General features: G+C 61.0%; 24 protein-coding genes. 10 read left to right on the forward strand and 14 right to left on the reverse strand.

The window, feature by feature from the left end:
- Positions 1-15: 15 nt before the first annotated feature.
- Positions 16-1,410, forward strand: a complete 1,395-nt coding sequence (gene argH / locus POI8812_RS05495) for an argininosuccinate lyase (RefSeq protein ID WP_108781573.1) — start codon at positions 16-18, stop codon at positions 1,408-1,410.
- On the forward strand, positions 1,410-1,508 hold the full coding sequence (gene lptM / locus POI8812_RS17925) for an LPS translocon maturation chaperone LptM (RefSeq protein ID WP_370739582.1): 99 nt from the start codon (positions 1,410-1,412) through the stop codon (positions 1,506-1,508). Before argH ends, lptM begins: the two co-directional genes overlap by 1 nt.
- On the opposite strand, the gene POI8812_RS05505 is transcribed toward lptM, so the two are convergent.
- Positions 1,499-2,317 carry a GlxA family transcriptional regulator gene (locus POI8812_RS05505; protein ID WP_162844922.1) on the reverse strand — a complete coding sequence of 273 codons (819 nt, stop codon included), beginning with the start codon at positions 2,315-2,317 and terminating at the stop codon, positions 1,499-1,501. The genes lptM and POI8812_RS05505 overlap by 10 nt on opposite strands.
- 196 nt (positions 2,318-2,513) lie before the next feature.
- On the opposite strand from POI8812_RS05505, the gene bcoG reads away from it, so the two are divergent.
- On the forward strand, positions 2,514-3,431 hold the full coding sequence (gene bcoG, locus POI8812_RS05510; protein ID WP_108781575.1) for a 3-dehydrocarnitine:acetyl-CoA trimethylamine transferase BcoG: 918 nt from the start codon (positions 2,514-2,516) through the stop codon (positions 3,429-3,431).
- On the forward strand, positions 3,428-4,837 hold the full coding sequence (locus POI8812_RS05515; RefSeq protein WP_108781576.1) for a carnitine 3-dehydrogenase: 1,410 nt from the start codon (positions 3,428-3,430) through the stop codon (positions 4,835-4,837). Before bcoG ends, POI8812_RS05515 begins: the two co-directional genes overlap by 4 nt.
- Here POI8812_RS05515 and POI8812_RS05520 read toward each other — a convergent pair.
- Genes POI8812_RS05520 through POI8812_RS05535 form a run of 4 tightly spaced genes read right to left on the reverse strand, consistent with a single transcriptional unit; the run spans position 4,834 to position 7,030 of the window.
- Positions 4,834-5,217, reverse strand: a complete 384-nt coding sequence (locus POI8812_RS05520; RefSeq protein ID WP_108781577.1) for a hypothetical protein — start codon at positions 5,215-5,217, stop codon at positions 4,834-4,836. The genes POI8812_RS05515 and POI8812_RS05520 overlap by 4 nt on opposite strands.
- Positions 5,214-5,582: a YigZ family protein gene (locus POI8812_RS05525; protein ID WP_108781578.1), complete on the reverse strand. Its 369-nt coding sequence runs from the start codon at positions 5,580-5,582 to the stop codon at positions 5,214-5,216. Before POI8812_RS05525 ends, POI8812_RS05520 begins: the two co-directional genes overlap by 4 nt.
- Positions 5,583-5,598: 16 nt before the next feature.
- Complete coding sequence (locus POI8812_RS05530; RefSeq protein WP_108781579.1) at positions 5,599-6,309, reverse strand: phosphotransferase; 711 nt, start codon at positions 6,307-6,309, stop codon at positions 5,599-5,601.
- The gene (locus tag POI8812_RS05535; RefSeq protein WP_108781580.1) at positions 6,302-7,030 is read right to left on the reverse strand and encodes a FadR/GntR family transcriptional regulator; all 729 of its coding nucleotides are present in this window, start codon (positions 7,028-7,030) and stop codon (positions 6,302-6,304) included. Before POI8812_RS05535 ends, POI8812_RS05530 begins: the two co-directional genes overlap by 8 nt.
- Before the next feature lie 60 nt (positions 7,031-7,090).
- On the opposite strand from POI8812_RS05535, the gene POI8812_RS05540 reads away from it, so the two are divergent.
- The 4 genes from POI8812_RS05540 to acuI all read left to right on the forward strand — a co-directional run bounded on the left by POI8812_RS05540 (position 7,091) and on the right by acuI (position 10,746).
- Entirely contained in the window at positions 7,091-7,849 is a 759-nt protein-coding gene (locus tag POI8812_RS05540) for a DUF2182 domain-containing protein (RefSeq protein WP_181377188.1), read from the forward strand.
- Positions 7,850-7,868: 19 nt separating this feature from the next.
- Positions 7,869-8,498: a DUF1326 domain-containing protein gene (locus tag POI8812_RS05545; RefSeq protein ID WP_108781582.1), complete on the forward strand. Its 630-nt coding sequence runs from the start codon at positions 7,869-7,871 to the stop codon at positions 8,496-8,498.
- Positions 8,499-8,620: 122 nt separating this feature from the next.
- Complete coding sequence (locus POI8812_RS05550; protein WP_108781583.1) at positions 8,621-9,727, forward strand: dimethylsulfoniopropionate demethylase; 1,107 nt, start codon at positions 8,621-8,623, stop codon at positions 9,725-9,727.
- Positions 9,728-9,756: 29 nt separating this feature from the next.
- A complete protein-coding gene (acuI, locus tag POI8812_RS05555) occupies positions 9,757-10,746 on the forward strand; it encodes an acryloyl-CoA reductase (RefSeq protein WP_108781584.1) in 990 nt (329 codons plus the stop codon).
- A 75-nt stretch (positions 10,747-10,821) separates the two neighbouring features.
- Here acuI and POI8812_RS05560 read toward each other — a convergent pair whose 3' ends face one another.
- Positions 10,822-11,514, reverse strand: a complete 693-nt coding sequence (locus POI8812_RS05560; RefSeq protein ID WP_108781585.1) for a metal-dependent hydrolase — start codon at positions 11,512-11,514, stop codon at positions 10,822-10,824.
- Between the two features lie 79 nt (positions 11,515-11,593).
- Between POI8812_RS05560 and POI8812_RS05565 the strand changes: the two genes are divergently transcribed.
- Both POI8812_RS05565 and POI8812_RS05570 read left to right on the forward strand, forming a co-directional pair.
- Complete coding sequence (locus POI8812_RS05565; RefSeq protein WP_108781586.1) at positions 11,594-12,262, forward strand: ceramidase domain-containing protein; 669 nt, start codon at positions 11,594-11,596, stop codon at positions 12,260-12,262.
- 164 nt (positions 12,263-12,426) lie between these two features.
- Positions 12,427-13,620, forward strand: a complete 1,194-nt coding sequence (locus POI8812_RS05570; RefSeq protein WP_108781587.1) for a TRAP transporter substrate-binding protein — start codon at positions 12,427-12,429, stop codon at positions 13,618-13,620.
- A gap of 49 nt (positions 13,621-13,669) precedes the next feature.
- Here POI8812_RS05570 and POI8812_RS05575 read toward each other — a convergent pair whose 3' ends face one another.
- The 8 genes from POI8812_RS05575 to POI8812_RS05610 all read right to left on the reverse strand — a co-directional run bounded on the left by POI8812_RS05575 (position 13,670) and on the right by POI8812_RS05610 (position 22,233).
- Entirely contained in the window at positions 13,670-14,641 is a 972-nt protein-coding gene (locus POI8812_RS05575; protein ID WP_108781588.1) for an ABC transporter ATP-binding protein, read from the reverse strand.
- The gene (locus POI8812_RS05580; protein ID WP_108781589.1) at positions 14,638-15,615 is read right to left on the reverse strand and encodes an ABC transporter ATP-binding protein; all 978 of its coding nucleotides are present in this window, start codon (positions 15,613-15,615) and stop codon (positions 14,638-14,640) included. Before POI8812_RS05580 ends, POI8812_RS05575 begins: the two co-directional genes overlap by 4 nt.
- Positions 15,616-15,694: 79 nt before the next feature.
- Positions 15,695-16,657 (reverse strand): ABC transporter permease, encoded by a 963-nt coding sequence (locus tag POI8812_RS05585; RefSeq protein ID WP_108781590.1) that lies wholly within the window; start codon positions 16,655-16,657, stop codon positions 15,695-15,697.
- Between the two features lies 1 nt (position 16,658).
- Positions 16,659-17,633 carry an ABC transporter permease gene (locus tag POI8812_RS05590; protein WP_108781591.1) on the reverse strand — a complete coding sequence of 325 codons (975 nt, stop codon included), beginning with the start codon at positions 17,631-17,633 and terminating at the stop codon, positions 16,659-16,661.
- A gap of 160 nt (positions 17,634-17,793) precedes the next feature.
- Positions 17,794-18,561 carry an ABC transporter permease gene (locus POI8812_RS05595; protein ID WP_108781592.1) on the reverse strand — a complete coding sequence of 256 codons (768 nt, stop codon included), beginning with the start codon at positions 18,559-18,561 and terminating at the stop codon, positions 17,794-17,796.
- The gene (locus POI8812_RS05600) at positions 18,558-19,346 is read right to left on the reverse strand and encodes an ABC transporter ATP-binding protein (RefSeq protein ID WP_108781593.1); all 789 of its coding nucleotides are present in this window, start codon (positions 19,344-19,346) and stop codon (positions 18,558-18,560) included. The genes POI8812_RS05595 and POI8812_RS05600 overlap by 4 nt, the downstream gene beginning before the upstream one ends.
- 62 nt (positions 19,347-19,408) lie before the next feature.
- A complete protein-coding gene (locus tag POI8812_RS05605) occupies positions 19,409-20,416 on the reverse strand; it encodes an ABC transporter substrate-binding protein (protein WP_370739583.1) in 1,008 nt (335 codons plus the stop codon).
- A gap of 251 nt (positions 20,417-20,667) precedes the next feature.
- Positions 20,668-22,233, reverse strand: coding sequence for an ABC transporter substrate-binding protein (locus POI8812_RS05610; RefSeq protein WP_211310396.1), 1,566 nt, complete (start codon positions 22,231-22,233; stop codon positions 20,668-20,670).
- Between the last annotated feature and the right edge of the window lie 80 nt (positions 22,234-22,313).

Below are 22,313 nucleotides of genomic sequence, written 5' to 3' on the forward strand. Positions count from 1 at the left end.
CCGAAGGCCCGAACGATGTCCGAGACCAAATCATCCAACGCCATGTGGGGCGGCCGCTTTGCAGACGGCCCCGATGCAATCATGGAAGCGATCAATGCCTCCATCGGTTTCGACCAGCGCATGGCCCGACAGGACATCGAAGGATCCCGCGCCCACGCCGCCATGCTGGCTGCCACCGGTATTCTGACGGATAGTGATGCGGAGGTGATCCGGGAAGGCCTCCTCACGGTGTTGTCAGAAATCGAGGGCGGGACATTCGCCTTTTCGACAGCGCTTGAGGACATTCACATGAATGTTGAGGCGCGGCTGAAAGAACTGGTGGGAGAGCCTGCGGGCCGTCTGCACACTGGTCGCTCCCGCAATGATCAGGTCGCCACGGATTTCCGTCTGTGGGTACGTGATCAGCTGGATGCAATGGATGCCGGCATCACGGCGCTGATGAAGGTGTTTGTGGCTCAGGCAGAGGCGGGGCCGGACATGGTCATGCCGGGCTTCACACATTTGCAAACCGCGCAGCCCGTCACGTGGGGCCATCACATGCTGGCCTATGTTGAGATGCTGGGCCGTGACCTCAGCCGGGTGCGCGACGCGCGGGCCCGGATGAATGAAAGCCCGCTGGGCGCGGCGGCCCTCGCAGGCACCGGCTTCCCGATTGACAGGGACATGACCGCTGATGCGCTCGGCTTTGATCGCCCGGCTGCCAACTCGCTCGACGCAGTGGCCGACCGGGACTTTGCGTTGGAATTCCTGAGCTGCTGTTCGATCTGCGCCATGCATCTCAGCCGCTTTGCCGAGGAACTGGTGATCTGGTCCTCAGCGCAGTTCCGCTTCGTCACGATCAGCGACCGGTTCTCGACCGGCTCATCCATCATGCCGCAGAAGAAGAACCCGGATGCGGCCGAGCTGCTGCGGGCGAAGATCGGGCGGATCACCGGGGCGCTGATGTCCTTGCTGATGGTGATGAAGGGCCTGCCGCTGACCTATTCGAAGGATATGCAGGAAGATAAGGAGCAGGTCTTCGACGCGGCAGACTCGATGATGCTGAGCCTTGCTGCCATGACCGGCATGGTCGCCGATTTGCGGCCCAACCCCGAACCATTGCGCGCTGCCGCCGCGGCTGGATTCTCAACCGCCACCGATTTGGCCGACTGGCTGGTACGCGAAGCAGGCATGCCCTTCCGTGAGGCGCACCACGTCACCGGGGCGCTTGTCAAAATGGCCGAGGATAAGGACTGCGATCTGCCCGACCTCACGCTGGCGGATATGCAGTCAGTGCACGAAGACATCACTGATGACGTCTATAGCGTGCTGACAGTGGAAGCCTCTGTTGCCTCGCGCCGCTCTTATGGGGGAACATCGCCTGAGCGGGTGCGCGAACAGATCGCCCGCTGGAAAGAGGTGTTGGGATGATGCGGATCGTAACCGTTCTTTTGATTGCTGCGCTTGCGGTCAGTGCCTGTGGCCGCAAAGGACCGCCCGTCGCACCCACGGAAACCGCTCAAGGCTGAGCGCTGCGCCGCGTCGCACCGGGTGCCTCTCCAAATGCGGAACGGTACGCCCGCGCAAGCGCTGCGGCTGAGGCATAGCCACAGCGCGCCGCTATTTCCGCCTGCGTCAGCCGTGTCGCGGTGAGCAGGTCCTGCGCCCGCTTCAGACGGTGCAGCGTGTAGTAGCGGGCGGGGGACAGCTGAACATGACCCTGGAACAACCTGTCCAGCGTGCGGGCAGAGGTTCCAGCTCGTTTCGCAACGGCGTCAAGCGTCAGCGGTTCCTCGATATTCGCGTGCATGGCGTCCATCGCCCTTTGCAGCTTCACCGGTGCCCGTTCGGGCAGGGCGGCGACGGCGTGGTCCCGCTCCACATCATAGAGAAACAGTTTTGACACCTCGGTCGAGACGGTGCGGCCGAACCGTGTTCCAAGCCATTCCAGCATAAGATCAAGCGCACTGGAGGCACCGCCACAGGTCATCACCCGACCAGACGCCACGCGGGGACGCGTCGCCACGCTGACGTTCGGATAGGCTTCGGCGAAACGGTGCAAGTCCTGCCAATGCACCACCGCCTCGTGCCCGTCGAGCAGCCCAAGTTCGGCCAGGAACCACCCAGCAGCATCCGCCCCGATGATCCGTTCATGGCGTCGGGCGAGATGGTCGATCCGCGTGAGCAGTGGCGGTGTCATCTGCTCTGCGACGCCATAGCCAGCCAGCAAGATCAGAAGTTCGGCGTTGGTTGCAGGTGGCCCCGTGTCTGCTGAAATCGTCAGCCCGCTGGAGGATCGCGCCTCGGCCCCCGATGCCGTCTCAATCCGCCAGGTCACGGGCGCTCCTCCCAAATCCCGCGCAGCCCTGAGCGGCTCGAGAAGGCACGAGAGCACCATGCCGGAGAAACCGTCGACGAGTAGAAAGGTGACTGCGGTTGGCTGCATTGGCGGGATCAGAACTGTTTTTGGCGGGATGAGATAAGCATGCCATGCCCATCCGCGCCAGTGTTGAGCAACAGCGCGGGAGGACAACATGCCATTGCAAATGAACCGGGACGTTTTCATCACAGCAGCGATCACTGGATCAGGCGGAACGCAGGACCGCTCCCCCCATGTGCCGCGGTCCCCAAAGCAGATCGCGGACGCGGCGATTGATGCGGCGAAGGCGGGTGCGGCTATTGTGCACTGCCATGTGCGCGATCCAGAAAGCGGCGCGCCCTCTCGCAATCTTGCGCTCTATCGCGAGGTCACGGACCGTATTCGCGCAGCCGACGTGGATGTTGTCCTAAACCTCACCGCAGGCATGGGCGGCGACATGGTGTTCGGCTCCACCGAAGCGCCGTTGCCCATCAATCCGAACGGCACCGATATGGTAGGTGCGACAGAGCGGATGGCCCACGTTGCAGAGTGCCTGCCGGAAATCTGCACGCTCGATTGCGGCACAATGAATTTTGCAGAAGCCGACTATGTGATGACCAACACGCCCGGCATGTTGCGCGCCATGGGTCAGATGATGACGGATCTGGGCGTGAAGCCGGAGATTGAGGCGTTTGACACCGGTCATCTGTGGTTTGCGACCCAGCTCGTGAAGGAGGGTGTGTTGACCTCGCCCGCTTTGGTCCAGCTCTGCATGGGTGTGCCGTGGGGCGCGCCCAATGACCTGAACACCTTCATGGCGATGGTCAACAACGTGCCTGCCGACTGGGACTGGTCTGCCTTCAGCCTTGGCCGCGATCAGATGCCCTATGTCGCGGCCGCCGTGCTGGCGGGGGGCAATGTGCGGGTCGGTCTGGAGGACAATCTGTTCCTCGACAAAGGCGTGCTCGCCACCAACGCGCAGCTGGTCGAGCGGGCCGTGACCATCGTTGAAAATATGGGCGCGCGTGTGATCGGCCCTGATGCGGTGAGAGAGCGGCTGGGCCTGACCAAGCGCGCGCCGGTGTCCAAATGAGGGCGGCGATCGTTGGGGGCGGCGTCATTGGCGGCGGCTGGGCCGCGCGCTTCCTGTTAAACGGTTGGGACGTCGCGGTCTTTGACCCTGACCCCGAAGCAGAACGCAAGATCGGCGAAGTGCTGGCCAATGCTCGCCGTTCGCTGCCCTCGCTATATGATCGTGCGCTGCCCGCCGAGGGACAGTTGACCTTTCATGCCGACCTCGCCGACGCGGTCAGCGGTGCCGATTGGGTACAGGAGAGCGTGCCCGAGCGCCTCGACCTCAAGCACAAGGTGCATGCTGCAATTTCAGAAAATGCAGGCGGCGCAATTGTCGGCTCGTCCACGTCTGGGTTCAAACCGTCAGAACTGAATTCAGAGGGCGCAAATGTCATCGTCGCGCATCCGTTCAACCCCGTCTATCTGCTGCCGCTGATCGAGTTGGTCGGCGATGCGGCCACCATTAGTCGCGCCTCAGACATTCTGCGCGGCGTTGGTCTGTTTCCGCTGCATGTGCGCAAGGAAATCGACGCCCATATCGCGGATCGCTTTCTTGAGGCGGTGTGGCGGGAGGCGCTTTGGCTTGTCTCTGACGGCATTGCCACGACCGAGGAGGTGGATGAAGCCATCCGCATGGGCTTTGGCCTGCGCTGGGCACAGATGGGCTTGTTTGAGACCTACCGCGTCGCGGGGGGCGAGGCGGGCATGAAGCACTTCATGGCACAGTTCGGCCCCGCGCTCGAATGGCCCTGGACCAAGCTGATGGACGTGCCGGAGTTCACGCCAGAGCTGGTTGATCTGATCGCCGGACAATCGGATGCGCAATCGGGCGACCGGACCATTCGGGAGCTTGAGCGCGAGCGGGACGACAACCTTGTCGGCATCCTGCGCGCGCTGCGCAAGAATGGCAAAGCCGCCGGTGCTGTGATTGCGGCGCATGAAGCGGGCCTGCCCGAACCGGAACCTGGCGATCTTCCCATCACGGTGGAGCGGTCCATCCCGCAAAGCTGGACAGACTACAACGGGCACATGAATGAGACCCACTATCTGGAAGTGGGTGCGCAGGCCTCAGACCGGTTCATGGAGCTGATTGGAGCGGATGCCGACTACATCGCCGGCGGCCTGAGCTATTTCACGGTAGAGACGCATATCCGCCATCTGGGTGAATTGGATGCAGGTGACGCGGTTTCGGTGACGACGCAGGTGACAGGTGCCGAGGGCAAGAAGCTGCATTTGTTCCATAGTATCCATGGTCCGAACGGGATCGCAGCAACGGTTGAGACCTTGTTGCTACACATGGATCTCGAAGCGCGCCGCAGCGTTGCCCCGGATGGCGCTGTCGCAAACCACATCGAGAACTACTGGCAGGCGCATCGCGATATGCCGCGTCCTCAGGGCGCTGGGCGGTTTGTGGGTGAACGTTAGAGCGTCAGGGCGGCGGCAAGCGCCGTCGCCCCAATGGCCGTCAGGATCGGCCAGCCGATGTGCCGCCCTTTCGAGACAATCAGATCGAATACTCCTACCGCCAGAAATGTAAGCCCGACGGACCAGAGTGTCAGTGGGACGGCGCGCTCCGGCGTGAACACGACTGTGCAGATGATATAGGCCAACAGAAGCCACAGCACGGTGGTCAGGTGCCATGCAAAGCGCAGCACCATCCGCGCGAGGCCGTTGTCGAGCACCTTGTTCCCGCGCCGGTGAAACATCGGTTTGAGCAGCAGTCGCTCCCCGAAAATCGAATGAACCGCACCGACGACAAGCAGAAGTCCGGCGCACAGGAGGACAAGGATTTCTGGCAGGGTCATCGTTTTGCTTTCCCAATCTGCGTTGCATCTAGATAGTGGCGCACTGCATCCTGCACATGCCGAAACCGATCGCCACCCAGATGCTTCCCGCCATACCATCGTGTGACGACGATCAGGTGGTTGCGCAGCTCTGCCCGCTCCAACATGCGCAAGATGACCATGCCAGCACCACTTTCCCCGTCATCATTCTTGACCGGAGTATCTCGCAGCAGAATGCCCCAGGTGTTGTGCGTGGCCTTCGCAAATCTCTTTGTGCGCTTGAGTTCTTTCAGCAGCGCCTTCACCTCCTGCTCGGTTGCGGCAGCAGCACCGGAGACGGCGTATTTCGAGCCACGGTCGGAGATGATGTTGTCAAAGGTCAGCATGTGCAGGCGACGTGGATCATGCGTATTCGGGGAAGGATGAAAACAGTCGCGCAAGCATACGCTGTGCATAGTCAGGCTCAAGTGTCCAAGAGCATGCGACCTCCCACGCAACGCTTGCAGCCGGACGATGCTCTTCAAAGGCGGCGAGATCGAAGACCGGCCGGTCGCGGCGCGCTTCGTCCCAGTCGATCAGGGCCAGCCGGCCATCTGGCACAATAAGCAGATTCTCGGGGTAGATGTCGGCATGGATGGCGCATTCGCGCTCGACGACCATGTCGGCCCAAACCCGCCTCAGTGTGTTGGCAATCTGCGCAGGGATCGCATCCATATCAACATCGCCATGCCGTCCGCGTGCGGGCATGTCCGTAACAGACGCAAATCCGGGCCGCTGTGCGATCCTGTATGTGGCGTCATGGGCATGTTTGATCATGGGGCGAAGCGACGCCGGAACAGCAACCGGTGCGGTCCCGTCCAACCGCTCTTCGCAAGTCCAACCGTCAGCAGACAGAGTGCCTGAGGTTGATTCCAGTAACCGCGGGACGAGCAGGCCTGCCCGGCGCGCTGCCTCTTGAACCGGAAGAAGCCAGCGTAACGCCGCCTCTGATCGGCGGGTGGTTTTCAACACCACGTCCCCGACGCGCAGCACGGTATTCCGGCTGCCGCCTGTCAATTCCTCTGGTGAGGGCCCATCGAGGCCCCAGGCGGCAAGCGGTGGGAGGCTATCCACGGGTCCGCGCGGCCATCACGTCGCGGGCCAGCGTTTTCGTATAGGCCTCAAGCTCGTGCAGGGCGCTCTCCGCTGCTGCACCGTCCGAGGCTTCCAACGCATCTGCGATCCGGGTGTGCAGGCCCACAATCGCCTCGCGCGATCGGGCGGTGAAAGTGATCATGTTCATAAGGGGCTGCATGGCCTCGACCGCACCGGCAAGCTGATAGCTCATCACCGGGTTGCCTGCGCCATCGACAAGGGCACGATGAAAGGCAACGTCAGAGGCACAGAAGCTCTCGTCACTCAGGCCCGGTTGGCCCTGCCGGTGTATCTCGGCCCGCATGGTTGCAAGGTGATCAGGGCTGCGCCGCTGCGCTGACAACGGCGTGCAAGCCCGCTCCAACGCATAGCGCGCCTCGCAGGCCACGTCGAAGCTGACTTCGTTCATGCTGAGCAGAAGGGTCGAGGTCGTGACCTGCTGGCCATAAGCCTCTTCATAGCGAAGCCGATTGACGAAGGCGCCGCCAAAGGCCCCACGCTGGGTGCGGATCAGGCTCTGCGCGGCCAGCCGTTTTAACGCTTCGCGCACCGTTGGGCGTGAGACGTCGAACTGTTCGGCCAATTCCGCCTCGGATGGCAACCGCTCATCCACGATCAGATCACCAGCGATAATCGCATCGCGAATGGCCTTGGCGATCTGTGCCGAAAGGTCGGCGCTGCTTTTCGGATCAATTTTCATTTGTCATACAATTAAACGTCTGACATTTTTGGCGCAAGACCTGAGTCGAAGGATTGGGACATGGTATCAGCCCGTATCAGAACGATGACCGGAACGCACTGGCTGGTGCTGTTCGGCGTTGTGCTGTGCGCGTGGGCGCTGCTCTATGCCATGGCGCTGCCAGAGGAGCTGCGGCGTGCGGGCCAGATCTATGGCGCTGATTTCCTGCGCAGCCTGTGCATCGTCACCCCGGACGCGGCGGGTATGGTGAAGGTCATCTTCATGTGGACGCTGATGTCAGGCGCGATGATGGCGCCGACGGCGCTGCCCGCCTTTGCCACCTATGACGAGCTGTCCCACACCGGGCAAACACGCTTTGGCCTGTTGGTGGCAGGATATATGGCGGTTTGGATCGGTTTTGCGGTATTGGCCGGGGCGCTGCAAATGGTGCTGTTCCGGCTCGATTTGGTCTCCGCCTATGGTGACAGCCGCTCAGCCATCCTGTCTGGTGCTCTTCTGATCGGGGCGGGGATATATCAGTTCAGCAACCTCAAGGAAGCGTGCCTGGTCAAATGTCGCGCGCCCCTATCCTTCTTCATGCAGCACTGGGCCGAGGGGCCGCTGCGCAATGGGCTGCGGCTTGGCGCTGTCTGCCTTGGTTGCTGCTGGGCATTGATGCTGCTGGCCTTTGTCGGTGGGGTGATGAACCTCGCCTTCATGGGCCTCGCGACACTTCTGATGATTATCGAAAAACTGCCCGATCTGGGCCGGTATCTGACCAAACCGCTGGGCTTTGCCCTGTTGGCGTGGGGCGGTTGGATGCTGGCGCAGGCGGTCTGACATATAAGGGAGAAACACCATGGCACTCGACGGAACGGAACTGGTCCCCTGGGCCATCAAGGGCGAGCTGATCCTGAACTGCAACTGCACGGTCTTTTGTCCATGCGTTGTCTCACTGGGCAAGCATGCGCCGACCGAAGGCTACTGCCAGGCGTGGAGCGGCATCCGCATCGATGAAGGTCATTATGGGGATGAGGACATTTCCGGCCTGAACGTCGGTCTGATGCTCGAAATTCCGGGCCTTATGGCGCGCGGCAACTGGAAGGCCGCCGCCTATATCGATGAGCGTGCAAGTGAGGCGGCCTATGACGGTCTCGTCAAGATCTTCTCGGGCGCTGCTCGCGGCACGACGGGCCTGTTCGCCGTCCTCGTCAGCGAGTTCCTCGGTGCTGAGCGCGCGCCGGTCGTTTTCGAGACCGAGGGCAACGCCCGCCGCCTGATGGTCGGCAAGAAGATCCAGGGCGAGGTTGTCCCGGTTCCGGGCAAGAATGGCGCGGATCAGGTCGTGACCAATACCGAATACTGGATGGGTCCGGACATCACTGTCGCTACCGCAACCAAGGGCCGCGTCCGTGCCTTTGGCCGGGTCTGGGACTTCGATGGCCGTTCCGCTGAAATCTGTCAGATCGACTGGCACGGCCCAAAGTAAGCGTTCCGACGCGATGCGGGCGCACTGGCCGCGCCCGCATCAAATACTCAGCGAAAAGACGACAAAGACCCTCATGACGACTGCGGGACAAACCCGCAGCGGGGGCAGAAGGGAGCGACCCCATGACCGCGTTACTGACGCCAACCCGCCGCATCCGACGCACGCCCTTCTCTGACGGGGTCGAGGCTGCAGGCGTGAAGGCTTACACCGTTTACAACCACATGCTTTTGCCAACGCTCTTCCGCTCACCTGAGGAGGATTACCGCCATCTCAAATCGGCGGTTCAGGTCTGGGATGTCGCCGTAGAACGGCAGGTGGAGCTGCGCGGCCCGGATGCGGGTCGCCTGATGCAGATGCTCACCCCGCGGGACCTGCGTGGAATGCTGCCCGGACAGTGCTATTACGTCCCCATCGTGGATGAGACCGGCGGCATGCTCAACGATCCTGTCGCGGTCAAGATCAGCGATGACCGGTGGTGGATCTCGATCGCGGACAGTGATCTGCTCTACTGGGTGAAGGGGCTTGCCAATGGGTGGCGTCTGGACGTGCTGGTGGATGAGCCAGACGTCTCTCCTCTGGCCATTCAGGGCCCGCATGCGGACGACCTGATGGCAGAGGTTTTCGGCGACGCGATCCGCGATGTCAGGTTCTTCCGCTATGGGTATTTTGATTTTCAAGGCCGCAGCCTGCTGATCGCCCGTTCCGGTTATTCAAAGCAGGGCGGATTCGAGATCTATGTCGAAGGATCCGACATTGGCATGCCGCTGTGGAATGCGCTGATGGAGGCGGGCAAGAAATGGGATGTCCGCGCCGGCTGCCCCAATGGGGCAGAGCGGATCGAAGGCGGTCTGCTCAGCTACGGCTCGGACATGACAGACGACAATACCCCCCACGAATGTGGGCTTGGTAAGTTCTGTGACACGCAGACCGCGATCGGCTGCATCGGGCGTGACGCCTTGCTGCGCGTGGCCAAGGAAGGCCCGATCCAGCAAATCCGCGCTGTGGAGATCGAGGGTGGGCCGCTTCCCGTCTGTGATCGCTGGTGGCCCATCAAGGCAGGCAAAAAGACCGTGGGTCGGATCAGTTCTGCCGCCTGGTCGTGGGACCATGAGGTCAACGTTGCCGTCGGCATGGTCAAGCTCAGCCATTGGGACGATGGCGACGAGGTGATGGTCGAAACACCCGAAGGCCCGCGCGCCGCGGTGGTCCGAGAGAAATTCTGGGCCTAGTTAGAGAGATACGTTTTCAGGAGGATACCATGTTCAACGCATTGGTCGTGACACGCGACGAGGAAAAGAAGACCGCCGCATCGGTGCAGCAGATCGGTCTGGATGACCTGCCAGCGGGCGATGTGACCGTGGCGGTCGAGTACTCGACCGTAAACTATAAGGACGGCCTGTGCATCGGACCCGGCGGCGGCCTGGTGCGCAACTACCCCCATGTGCCGGGCATTGACTTCGCAGGCACAGTCGAAGCGTCCGATGATGATCGCTATAAGCCGGGCGATAAGGTCGTTCTGACAGGCTGGCGCGTGGGTGAGGCGCACTGGGGCGGCTACGCGCAGAAGGCACGGGTCAAGGCTGACTGGTTGGTCCCACTGCCCGAGGGGTTGGATGCGCGGCAGGCCATGGCCGTCGGAACGGCAGGCTTCACCGCAATGCTTGCCGTTATGGCGCTCGAAGATCACGGGCTCAAAACCGGCAGTGGTCCTGTTCTGGTGACCGGCGCAGCCGGCGGTGTCGGATCTGTGGCAACTGCAATCCTCGCCCATTTGGGGCACGAGGTTGCGGGCGTGACGGGACGGCCTGAAACGGCGGATTACCTCACCAGCTTGGGTGCCACGCAGATTGTTGCGCGTGAAGAACTGAACGAAACGACAAAACGACCGCTGGAATCCGAGAACTGGTCCGGCTGCGTCGACGCGGTCGGTGGTGCAATGCTCGCGCGGGTTCTGGGCCAGATGAAATACGGGGCCTCGGTCGCGGCCGTTGGTCTGGCGGGTGGTGCAGGATTGCCTGCCACAGTCATTCCGTTCCTGCTGCGTGGTGTGAACCTTTTGGGGATCGACAGCGTGATGCAGCCCTATGACAACCGCGTGCGCGCATGGCAGCGGATCGCACGTGATCTGCCGATGGATAAGCTGGAAGCAATGGTGCAGCCTGCGACCCTATCTGATCTGCCGAAGCTGGGCGCGGATATTCTCGCCGGTCAGGTCAAGGGCCGTGTCGTTGTAGACGTGAACGCCTGATAGCAGGCGTCGCAACACGAGATTCTGGCCAAAAGTGAAAGAGGCGGTGCAATCGCGATGCACCGCCTTTTTGCGTTATAGCGTGATGGCGCGCATAACCTCTGGCTCAATCACATTCACGTCGGGCAGATCCCGGACCAATGTCTCGGCAGATTGCTCAAGAATTGGGAAAGTCTGGTAGTGGCATGGGATCAGGGTCTTGAAGTTGAAGAAGTATTTTGCGGCGAACGCGGCTCTGGTCATGTCCATGGTGAAATGACCACCTGCGGCGAGAATGCCGATATCGGGCTGGTGGAGTGCCTCGAACACTTCCATGTCGGCCATCACATCCGTGTCGCCTGAAACATAGATGACATGGCCCTCGCCTGCGATCATGAAACCCGCCTCTCCGCCGCCATAGACCGGGCCATTCGGACCCGAAAGGGATGAGGAATGTGTTGCATGCACCATCGTAACCTTGACCGGGCCCAGTGAAATGGTCCCGCCCTTGTTGAAGCCGATGGTCGATACGCCCTCGCTCTCTTCCCAAAAGCTCATCAGATCGTAGATGCCCACGATGGGAATATTCAGCTCTTTGGCGATTGAAAGGGCATCCGCGGAATGATCCCCATGGGAGTGGCTCAGCAAAATTGCCGTTGCTCCCGCGATGGCCCGGTCGCGCTCGGCCTCGGCGAAGCTGGGATTGCCGGTCAGCCATGGGTCGATCAGCAGCACCTGATCCTCGATCTCCATGCGAAAGCCCGAATGTCCCAACCAGGTCAATTTCATCAGACATCTCCTTTGCGCTGCGCTAAGCAAAGGGAACACCACCGGGCGCGGCGGCGCAACAGCTCAGAGGACCCTTGCAATGAACTGGACGGATCAGGTTGATAACTATTGCGAGCGGACTGACTTCACCTATTGGTCCGAGCCGATCAACGCCGTGACCAACATCGCCTTTCTGATCGCGGCCTTCGTGATATGGCAGATCGCCAGGCGTTCGGGCCGGATGGAACCGGGGATTGCCGCGCTGATGCTGGTGTTGACGGCGATCGGGATCGGATCGTTCCTGTTTCACACCCATGCGACCGGCTGGGCCGGTGCGCTCGATGTGCTGCCAATTCTGTTTTACATCCTGATCTACATCTACCTGGCGACGACCCGAATGCTTGATCTGCCGATCTGGGCCGGCGCGTTGGCCGTCCTCCTTTTCTTTCCCTATGCAGCTGCGACGGGGGCGGCGATTGGGGCGCTGACCGGCGGCTTGAACGGCTCTGAAGGCTACGCGCCAGTCGTGATCCTGATCGCAATTTACGGGGTCATCTTGCGCAACAGAAAGCCGATGACGTCGCGCGGACTGCTGATCGGAGCGGGCATTCTGTTTGTCTCTCTGACCTTCCGAACGGTGGATGAGCTTGTGTGCAGCGCCATACCCCTCGGCACCCACTGGCTGTGGCACGGGTTGAACGGGCTGATGCTGGGCTGGATGATCCTCGTGATGATGCGCCACGACACCGACAATCCCCGTCTCAAATAGAGACGATTTTATCGCTATTTTGGAATGGCTTGCACCCTTCGGTTGCATGCGTGCGCCTCAATTCCCTTGCTTTATTGACGTGTAAGCGCTTACATTGATTCCAGGGAAGGTAGCCTGCTGTGACGTCAGCGGACCCTTGTTGCATGCGCGAATGGAGGGAAGCGATGACACAGCCAAGACAGCCATTACCCGGACCCCACATCATTGCAGGTGATTGGCAAGTGGATACCAAAGCGTCGGCAACGCGTCGGAACTTCCTGAAGCTGGCCGGCTCTGGTGCGTTCACTGCAGCCGTCATGCTGGGGGCTAGTGGGATGCTGTGGTCGGACGCCGCGGTTGCACAGACCGCTCAGGAGGAAGAAGAGCTCAAGAACGCAGCAGATCACGTCATGGTCGTGGCAACGGCGTATGTTCTTGGCGCGAGCCGCTCCTACCCGATCATGCAGCTCGATTTCAAAGAGAACGTGCAAAACATGACCAACGGCAAGGTCTATGTTCAACTTGCCCCGGCCGGGCAGCTGGGCGCGGGCAGTACGCTGGCCGCAGCGGTGCAGTCGAACACCATTCAGGCGGCACAGCACTCCCTGTCAAATTTCGCGCCGTTCGCTCCGGTGATTGACCTGATCAATCTGCCCTATCTGTGCGGGTCAAATCAGCGCTTTACCAACCTCGTCAGTTCAAACCGTTGGAAGGATATTGTGCATCCCCGCGTTGCACAGCGCGGGTTCAAGCCGCTCTTCTACGTGGTGATTGATCCACGTGTCGTGGCGGTCAGGGCAGGGGGGCTTGGCCCTGTGATCACGCCGGAGGATCTGGAAGGCGTGAAGTTCCGTGTCCCCGGGTCTCAGATGCTTCAGCAGTACTACCGCATGGTTGGCGCGAACCCGACGCCCGTTGCGTGGGGGGAGACACCTTCCGCGATCCAGCAGGGCGTTGCAGATGCGCTCGATCCATCGGTCGGCGCGCTCTACGTCTTTGGCTTCAAGGATATGCTCAGCCACGTGACCTTCACGCGCGCGGTGCCGGATTCTCAGGTCTATTCCTGCAATCTCGACTGGTTTGTCGACCTGCCCTTTGATGTGCGGAACGGTATCGACTTTGCCTCTGAGGTTACGATGCAGCAAAACCTCGCAAAGGTTCCCGGCGCGCGCAACTACGCGATGTCAGAGCTGACCAAGGCGGGGGTGCAGTTCCATACGTTGAGCGATGATCAACTCGCCGTATGGGAGGAGCGTGGCGGATATCAACGCTCTGAATGGAATGACTTTAAGATCGAAATGGCCGGCTCCATGATCGAGTTTGAAATGCTCGTCGAAGCCGCCGATACGCCCGCTCCTTACTACGTCCACGACGCTTGACGGAGGGGGACTGCGCGATCCGGTTGTGGGGCCGGGTCGCGCAACTATTTTAGGTGTCGCCCTGTGCGACCCAGCAGGCGACCCTGCTCTCCCCAACTGTTTTGAGTGCCGGTCGTTCGGCAGAGCATTTCGCGACTGCCATCGGGCAGCGGGGGTGGAACGCACAACCAGATGGGGGATCGATCGGGTCTGGGATCTCCCCTTTAGGTGGCTCAACTTCCCGCCCAAACCCATCCATCCGTGGTGCGGCTTCCAACAGCATTTGCGTGTAGGGGTGTTGGGGTGCATCGAACAACGCGTCAGGCGATGCCTCTTCAACCAGTCGACCCAGATAGAGCACGCCAATCCGGTCGGCCATATGCTGAACGACCGTGAGGTCGTGACTGATGAAAAGGTAGGTCAGACCGAATTCATCCTTCAGATCGCTCATCAGGTTGAGCACCTGCGCCTGCACAGACACATCAAGGGCGGAGGTTGGTTCATCACAGACGATCAGCTTTGGCTCAGAGGCAAGGGCGCGCGCCACGCAGATGCGCTGCCGCTGACCACCAGAAAACTCGTGCGGGAACTTGTCTGCATCTGACGCCGTTAACCCGACCTGCTCCAGCAATCGCTCGGCCAATCCCGTGGCCTTGCCACCACGTGCCACGACAGGCTCCTGAATGATGTCTCTCACACGCCAGCGCGGATTGAGCGAGGCATAGGGATCCTGAAAGATCATCTGAATGTCTGAACGGACGCTTTCGATCTTGTCGTCATCGGTCTCGATCGCAAGATCAATGCCGTTGATCGTCACGCCGCCTTCAGATGGCGGCAGCAGGCCCACGACCATTTTGCCGATGGTCGATTTGCCAGACCCGGACTCGCCGACGAGCGCATAGGTCGTTTTGGCCGGGATGTCGAAGCTGACATCCGATACCGCGGTCAGGTAGCGCTTTGGCAGACGCTCAATCACGCGGTTCAGCCAGGGCTTTGATACGTCGAAGACACGCGTGAGGTTCTGGATGGAAACAAGGCTCATGCGGTTTCTCCCAGCGGGAACCAGCAGGCGGCGCGCGGGTCGGCGGGGCCGATGCGTGGCTCAGGGTTCTGACGGCACTTGTCCTGCGCTTTCGGGCAGCGCGGATTGAACGCGCACCCATCGGGCAGGGCGCCCAGACGCGGCATGGAGCCGGGGATCTGATGCAGGCGCGGCTGACCTTTTGAGGCGAGCGGCGTCGACCCCATCAGCCCAGACGTGTAGGGATGGTGCGGCTCCGTCAGAACCTCGCGCACGGGGCCGAGTTCCGCCAGTCGACCCGCATACATCACGGCCACGCGGTCCGCCGTCTCTGCGATTACGCCCATATCATGGGTTACGAGCATCACAGCGGTCCCACGTTCACGGCAGAGCCGCTTCAACAATGCAATGATCTGCGCCTGCACCGACACATCCAGCGCGGTTGTCGGTTCATCCGCAATCACGAGGCTCGGCTCTGCGCAGAGTGCAAGGGCAATCACGACGCGCTGACGCATGCCGCCGGAAAATTCGAACGGATAGCTGTCGATCCGCTCGGCCGCCGCGGGGATGCCAACTTCCTCAAGACTGCGGATCGCGCGCTGCCGCGCCTCGGCAGCTGTCACGGGCAGATGCTCCCGAATGGTTTCGGTCAGCTGCTGTCCGATGGGGATCAGCGGATTGAGGGAGGTCAGCGGGTCCTGGAAGACCATGCCGATCTGCTTGCCGCGCCGCTTGCGCAACTCACGCATGGATAGCTGGTCGATCCGTTCACCATTCAGCCAGATCTCGCCCGACGTGATGCGCGCCGGACGGTCGAGCAGGCCGATCACGGCATTGCCGGTCATGGATTTGCCAGCGCCGGACTCCCCCACGACCCCCAGGATTTCACCGGCGCCAATGTCATAGCTGACCCGATCCACGGGCCGCAGAAGACCGCCGCGGGTTGGGATTTCCACGACGAGATCGCGGACAGAGAGGACGGGTTCGGCACTCATGTCGAAGCCTTTCCAGATATGGCGAGGCCGGGGGCCAGCCCCCGGTCCCCCGGGATATTTTGACCAAGAAGAACGATCATCAGCGCAGCTTCGGGTTCAGTGCGTCCCGCAACCAGTCGCCCAGCAGGTTGACCGAGAGCGCGAGTGCAAGCAGCGTGATCGACGGGAAGAGCAGGATCCACCACTCGCCCGAGAACAGGAAGCCTTGCCCGATGCGGATCAGCGTGCCCAGGCTCGGCTGCGTGGGCGGTGCGCCGACGCCGAGAAAGCTGAGCGTCGCCTCCGCAATGATCGCAAGGGCCAGTGAGATCGTCGCGATGACAAGGACCGGCGAAAGCACGTTGGGCAGGATATGGCGCAGCATGATTGCGAAGGGCGTACGTCCAATCAGTTTGGCCGCCTGGACATATTCCTTTGATTTCTCGACCAGTGTGGCGCCACGCACAACACGGGCAAACTGCACCCAATCGCTGAGGCCGATGGCGAGGATCAGGACCCAGATCGCCATCTGATCGCGATATTCCGGGGGCGTGAACCCTTTCGCGATGCCGAAGATCAGCATGGCGACGAGGATCGCGGGAAAGGTCAGCTGAACATCTGCTACGCGCATGATGATCGTCTCGGTCCAACCGCCGACATAGCCTGCGATCAGGCCCAGTGTGATGCCGATGACCATGGCAAGCAGGACGGCGGCGAACCCGACAAAGAGAGAGATACGCATGCCGTAGAGGATAGTGGAGAACACATCGCGACCCTGATCGTCAGTGCCCAGAAAAAAAGTGTCCTGGGTGAACATGTTCGCCTCACCGGGCGGCGTGAAACCGTTCATCAGGTTCAGGGTGGCCGGATTGAACGGATCATGCGGGGCGATCAGGGGGGCGAAAACAGCGCTCAACACAAGCAGCATCACGACCGCGAAGGACACCATCGCGACAGGCGAACGTCGGAACTGCCACAGGAAATCCGAGGCCCAGATTTCTTGCAGGCGGCTTGGTTTCTTCACGGCAATGGGCGTGTCAGGGCTTTGGGGAAGATCAGTCATATCAATGCCTTCCGTCGATGCGCAGGCGCGGGTCGATGGCGAAATAGAGCAGGTCCACGATCAGGTTGATGCCGACAAACATCACAGAGATCAGCATCAAATATGCGGCCATAACCGGGATATCGACAAACTGGATCGCGTTGATGAACAAAAGGCCGACGCCGGGCCATTGGAACACGGTTTCGGTGATGATGGCGAAGGCGATGATCGAGCCGAGTTGCAAGCCCGTTACTGTAATCACGGGCACCAGCGTGTTCTTCAGGGCGTGCCGGAAATTCACCGATTTCTCGCGCAGGCCACGTGCGCGGGCGAAGCGGATATAGTCCTGGCGCAAAACCTCCAGCATTTCTGATCGGACGAGCCGCATGATCAGCGTCATCTGATAGAGGCCCAGCGTAATGGCCGGCAGGATCAGCGCCTTCAGCCCGCTTTCGGTCAGGAACGAGGTGGACCAGCCCCCGATCTGTGTGGTTTCCCCGCGCCCGAAACTTGGCAGCCAGCCAAGCTCAACGGAGAAGATGTAGATCAGCAATATGCCAATGAGGAAGGTGGGAAGGCTGACCCCCACCAGCGATAACGTCATGATAAGATTTGCAGAAAATCCGTTTCGTCGGATGGCAGTGAAGATGCCAAGTCCTATTCCGAAGCCGAGTGCCAGGATGCCTGAGACGGCTGCCAGTTCGAGCGTTGCAGGCGCGCGGTCAGCGATGATTTCAGCGACCGGACGGCCCTGTCGGTAGGAGATGCCGAAATTGCCCTGCACGGCTCCTTCAAGGAAATTCCAGTATTGAACGACGAAGGGATCGTCGAGCCCGAGCTGGTCGCGCAGGCGCTCAATATCGGCAACGGTTCGCTCCTGTCCAAGCATGTTGTCGATGGGATCGCCGACAAAGCGGAACATGGAAAACGCGACTAGACCGACGACGAGCAGCACCAGAAGGGACTGCAGGACGCGACGGATGATGTAGGCGAGCAACGCGGACCTCCTGCGGGAACGAGGCCCCGACTGTCTTGAACTTTGACCGGAAGGTCAAGCATTTGCCCCGGACCAACTAGCGCGAAAAACGGTGTGCACAAGGCGTGCACAAAGCGTACACCACGCGTGCACCGTTTTTCTGCACGAAACGGGGGCGATATCAGCTTTCCTGACGTTCGGCCCAGCCCGCAAAGATCTTTTCAAGCGCGACCACCGCGTAGTAGAGCACGATGCCCAACAGGGCCAGCGCGATCAAAACGGCAAACATCAGCGGATAGTTTGAGTTGGTTTGACCCGACAGGAACAACGCGCCGAGGCCGCGGCCATGGGGACTGACGATCTCCACCAGATTTGTGCCGATAAAGGCGAGCGTGACCGAGACTTTCAGGGCTCCGAAAAATTCCGGCAAGGTCTTGGGCAATGCGATCTTCATGAAGATCGTCATCCGGCTGGCGCCGAGCGCGCGCAGGATGTCGCGATATTCCGGCTCAAGCGTCGAGAGGCCGACGCTGATCGACACCGCAATCGGGAAGAAGGAAATCAGGAACGCCATCATAACGGTGTTGAAATCGTGCTGCCCGATGAAGAGCAGGGCGAGGACGGGAACAAGCGTCGCCTTCGGAATGGCATTGAAGCCGACGAGCAATGGGTAGAGCGCGTCGCGCATGGTGCGCGAAAAGCCCATCAACATGCCCAGGGCCAGTCCCGCAAAGACAGCGATCAGCAAGCCCAGAACAGTGCGCCAGAGCGTTTGCCATGCGCCGATCAGAAACAGATCGGCAAAGCGGGAATAGGCCGCCGGAAGGTCGGAGGGGGAGGCCATGACGTAGTTTGGCCAGCCGTTGATCCAGACGAGCGCTTCCCATCCGGCCAGAAAGATAAGAATGGCCAGAATAGGGACGATGATCTGTCTTACGCGCTCGCTCATGCTGCGCCCTCCACCGGACGGCCCTGGGCAATCTTGATCTGATCGCGCAAAACGTGAAGCATTTCGCCCACCTCTTGTGTGTAGAGAATGTCGAGGGGACGATCCGCGGGCAAGGTGACGTCGAGGACGTATTGCGTGCGGGCCGGGCGACCGGACAGGACGACGACCTGATCGCCCAGATAGACGCTTTCGCGCAGATCATGGGTGATCAGCAGTGCGGTGAAAGGTTCTGCCTGTCTGAGCGCGCGCATGGTCTGCCAGAGATCCTCGCGCGTGAAAGCGTCAAGCGCGCCGAACGGTTCATCCATGATCAGCACATCAGGCTTATGAACAATCGCGCGGCACAGGCTTGCCCGCTGGCGCATGCCGCCCGACAACTCGGACGGGCGCTTGTTCTCGAACCCCGAGAGGCCAACCATGTCCAGCAATTCCATGGCCCGTGCAACGCGATCCTTGCGCGGCATCGACGGAGCCACGATTTCGAGGGGCAGGATCACATTGTCGAGGATGGTGCGCCATTCGAGCAGGACGGGGTTTTGAAAGGCCATGCCTACCGTTTTGCGCGGGCCTTTGACCAACTCGCCGTGGAGCCAGACCTCCCCCTCATCCGGTTTCATCAAACCCGCAACCAGGCGGGTCAGCGTGCTTTTCCCGCAGCCTGAGGGACCGACAACGGCGCAGAAATCACCCTCTGGCACCGAGAGTTCCAATCCATCGAGCACGGGCAGTGGCCCGGCCTTTGTGGAGTAGGCGTGACGGACGTCGCGTATTTCAACCTGGGCCATGGGCATTCCGGACATGAAACAAAAAAGGGCGCGCCGTCATCCGGCGCGCCCATCTGATCGGCTTACTCGGCCGAGAGCATCAGAACATCACCTTCGGGCAGGTAGCTGCCGTCGAAGATGACGCTCGCATCCGGCTCAGACGCGAACTCGTAGACCGTTGCGGTCTGCTCAAGCGCTGCGGCGAAGCGGTCGGCATCAATGCCGCCCATGCCGTTTGCGGCGACATAGCCGGTGAGGACGTTGTCGTTGATCGCAAGTTGCAGGCGGCGCTCTTCCAGATCGGGATCGGCTGCCGGGTTCCGCTCCAACAAGCTGACGATGGCTGCTGCCGGATCATCGATGGCCGACTGCCAGCCCCGCGCGACACCGGTGAGGAAGCCAGTGATTTCCTCTGGGTTCTCAGAGGCATAGTCGGTGTTGACGATGATTGCGTTGCCGTAAAGCTCCACCCCGTAATCGGCCATCAGCAGGACGGAGAGGTCTTCTTCTTCCACGCCAAGACGGATCAGGTTGAGCGTCGAGGAGAAGGAGAAGCCGGTCACGGCGTCAACCTCACCCTGTGCGAGCATCGGCTCACGTGTCGGGAAGCCGACCGGCTCCACCGTGATTGCGCTGACGTCGAGATCGTTTTCAGCAGCGAAGATCGGGAACTGAGCCCATGCGCCATCTGGCGGCGGCGCGCCGAGGATGCGCCCTTCGAGGTCGGCAGGCGTGGTGATGCCTTGGCTTGCGCGGCCCACAACGGCGAAGGGTGGCTTGTCATAGACCATCATGATCGCAGCGACCGGCGCGCCGGGGTTCTGATCGAGGAAGCGGATCACCGAGTTGATGTCAGCAAAGCCCACTGGGAAAGCACCGGTGGCCACTTTCGGGATTGCGGCAAGCGAACCTGCGCCTTCCTCGATGGTGACGTCGAGCCCTTCTTCAGAGAAGTAGCCGTTGTCGATGGCCACGAAATAGGGCGCGGACGGGCCTTCGAATTTCCAGTCGAGCGCAAAGGGCATTGCGGTCTGCGCAAAAGCGGGGGCGGCAAGGCCGAGAACCGCCGCGGCGCAAAGGCTGCGAAGCATCATGTCAGTCTCCTCAAGTTCGTTCGGATGAAAGCGTATTCATCACTCGCCCGTCCGCAAATGATTCCATTTGTACATATCGGCGCTGGGTTTGTTTTCCCGGCATCTGCACTGTCTGAGAGCGGAGTGCCCAAGCTTTGGGCACTTCGTGTTTTCAAAGGTTTCCGCCGTATTGCCGGTGGTTGGAGGTTGCCCACAAAAAAGGCGGCCCGGTTTTGCCAGGCCGCCTTTCAATTCGTTGGGTGTCGGACTTACTCCACCGTCACCCAGCGCAGGATGAAGAAGTTATCCGGGCGCTGAACGAGGGAGACGTTGTCGCGCACGCCCCAGACAAGCGGCTGGACGTACATGGGCACATAGGCCACCTCGTCCTGGAGGATCTGTGTCGTCTCATCGAGCATCGCCTGACGGGCGGTGTCGTCGATTTCGGACTGGATCATCGGCAGAAGCTCATCGACGCGGGCGTTGGAGAAGCCGCCGAAGTTCCAGCTGCCCAGACGCGCTTCCTCATTCGGGGTCGCGGCAAGGAAGCGGATCGGGTGCTCGGCATCAAAGGTGCCCGGGGACCAGCCCAGGAGGTACATGTCGAAATTGTCCTCACGCAGCTCCGGCCAGTAGTTGCGAACCGGCATCGCGTCGAGTTCCGCGGTGATGCCGACCTGTGCCAGCATCGAGACAACGGCCTGACAGACAGCCTCATCATTCAGATAGCGGTCATTCGGGCATTTCAGACCGAAGGTGAAACCATCGGCATAGCCAGCCTCGGCAAGTAGGGCGCGGGCCGCCTCGACATCATAGGCAGGGCGGACGGCCAGATCCTCGGAATAACCGCGCATGGCCGGGCTGACGAGCTGGCTCGCCTCTTCGGCATTGCCGCGCATGATGGTCTGCAGGATCGCCGGAACGTTGACTGCCTGGGCGACGGCCTGACGGACACGCACGTCAAGGAACGGGTTCGCGTCGCCCTCGTTCGCGCCGTATTTCAGGGTTTCGGCCTGATGCGGGAAGCCCAGCATGATGACGCGGGCTTCAATGCCCTGCACCACGTCCACGCCATCGGATTGGGACAGGCGCGCGGCATCCTGAATGGGCACCGGGTTGATCATGTCCACATCGCCAGAGAGCAGCGCCGCGACAGCCGTGGCCGGATTCTGGATCGGAGTGAAGGTCGCACGGGTGATGTTGTGCTGGGCGTCGCCCCACCATCCGTCATAAGGCACGAGAACCGTCTCAAGACCGGGCTGGCGGCTTTCGAGCATGAAGGCCGCTGTTCCGTTGGCGTTGAGGGTGGCGTAGTTTTCCCCCTCGCCAATCGGCTCGGTCACGCCGTTTGCCTCGGCCCAGCCCTGATCCATGATCATCCAGTTCGCGATGGAATCCGGGAAGATCGGGTTCGGGGCGCTGGTCATGATATCGACGGTGAAATCATCAACCTTGACGACCTCAGACACGGGCGCGAACCAGCTCGACGTATCTGCTGCTTCGCCCGATGCGCGCTGGTAGGAGAAGATCACGTCATCGGCGTTGAACTCGGCCCCGTCATGGAAGGTCACGCCCTCACGCAGGTTGAAACGCCAGCCTTCGCCGTCGCCGATCGGCTCCCACGACGTGGCGAGTGCGGGCTCGACGCTCATGTCCTGACCACGGCGGACGAGACCTTCATAGACGTTGTTCAGAAAGCCCAGCACGGGCGCGGAGTTGACCGCATGCGGGTCCATCGTCTGCGGGTCGGTGGTGGAGGCCCAGCGGAACTCTTCCGCAAGGGCTGGAGAGGCAAGCGCCACCCCCATGGTCGTTGCAAGTAGGATATGGCGCATTCTCTATCTCCTGTTGGTCTTCTTCGCGCACCTAGTGCGGCAGGGCGTCGCGGCAAATCACGATTGTTAAGGAAGGTTGA

The sequence above is a fragment of the Pontivivens insulae genome (assembly GCF_900302495.1).
GTDB lineage: Bacteria > Pseudomonadota > Alphaproteobacteria > Rhodobacterales > Rhodobacteraceae > Pontivivens > Pontivivens insulae.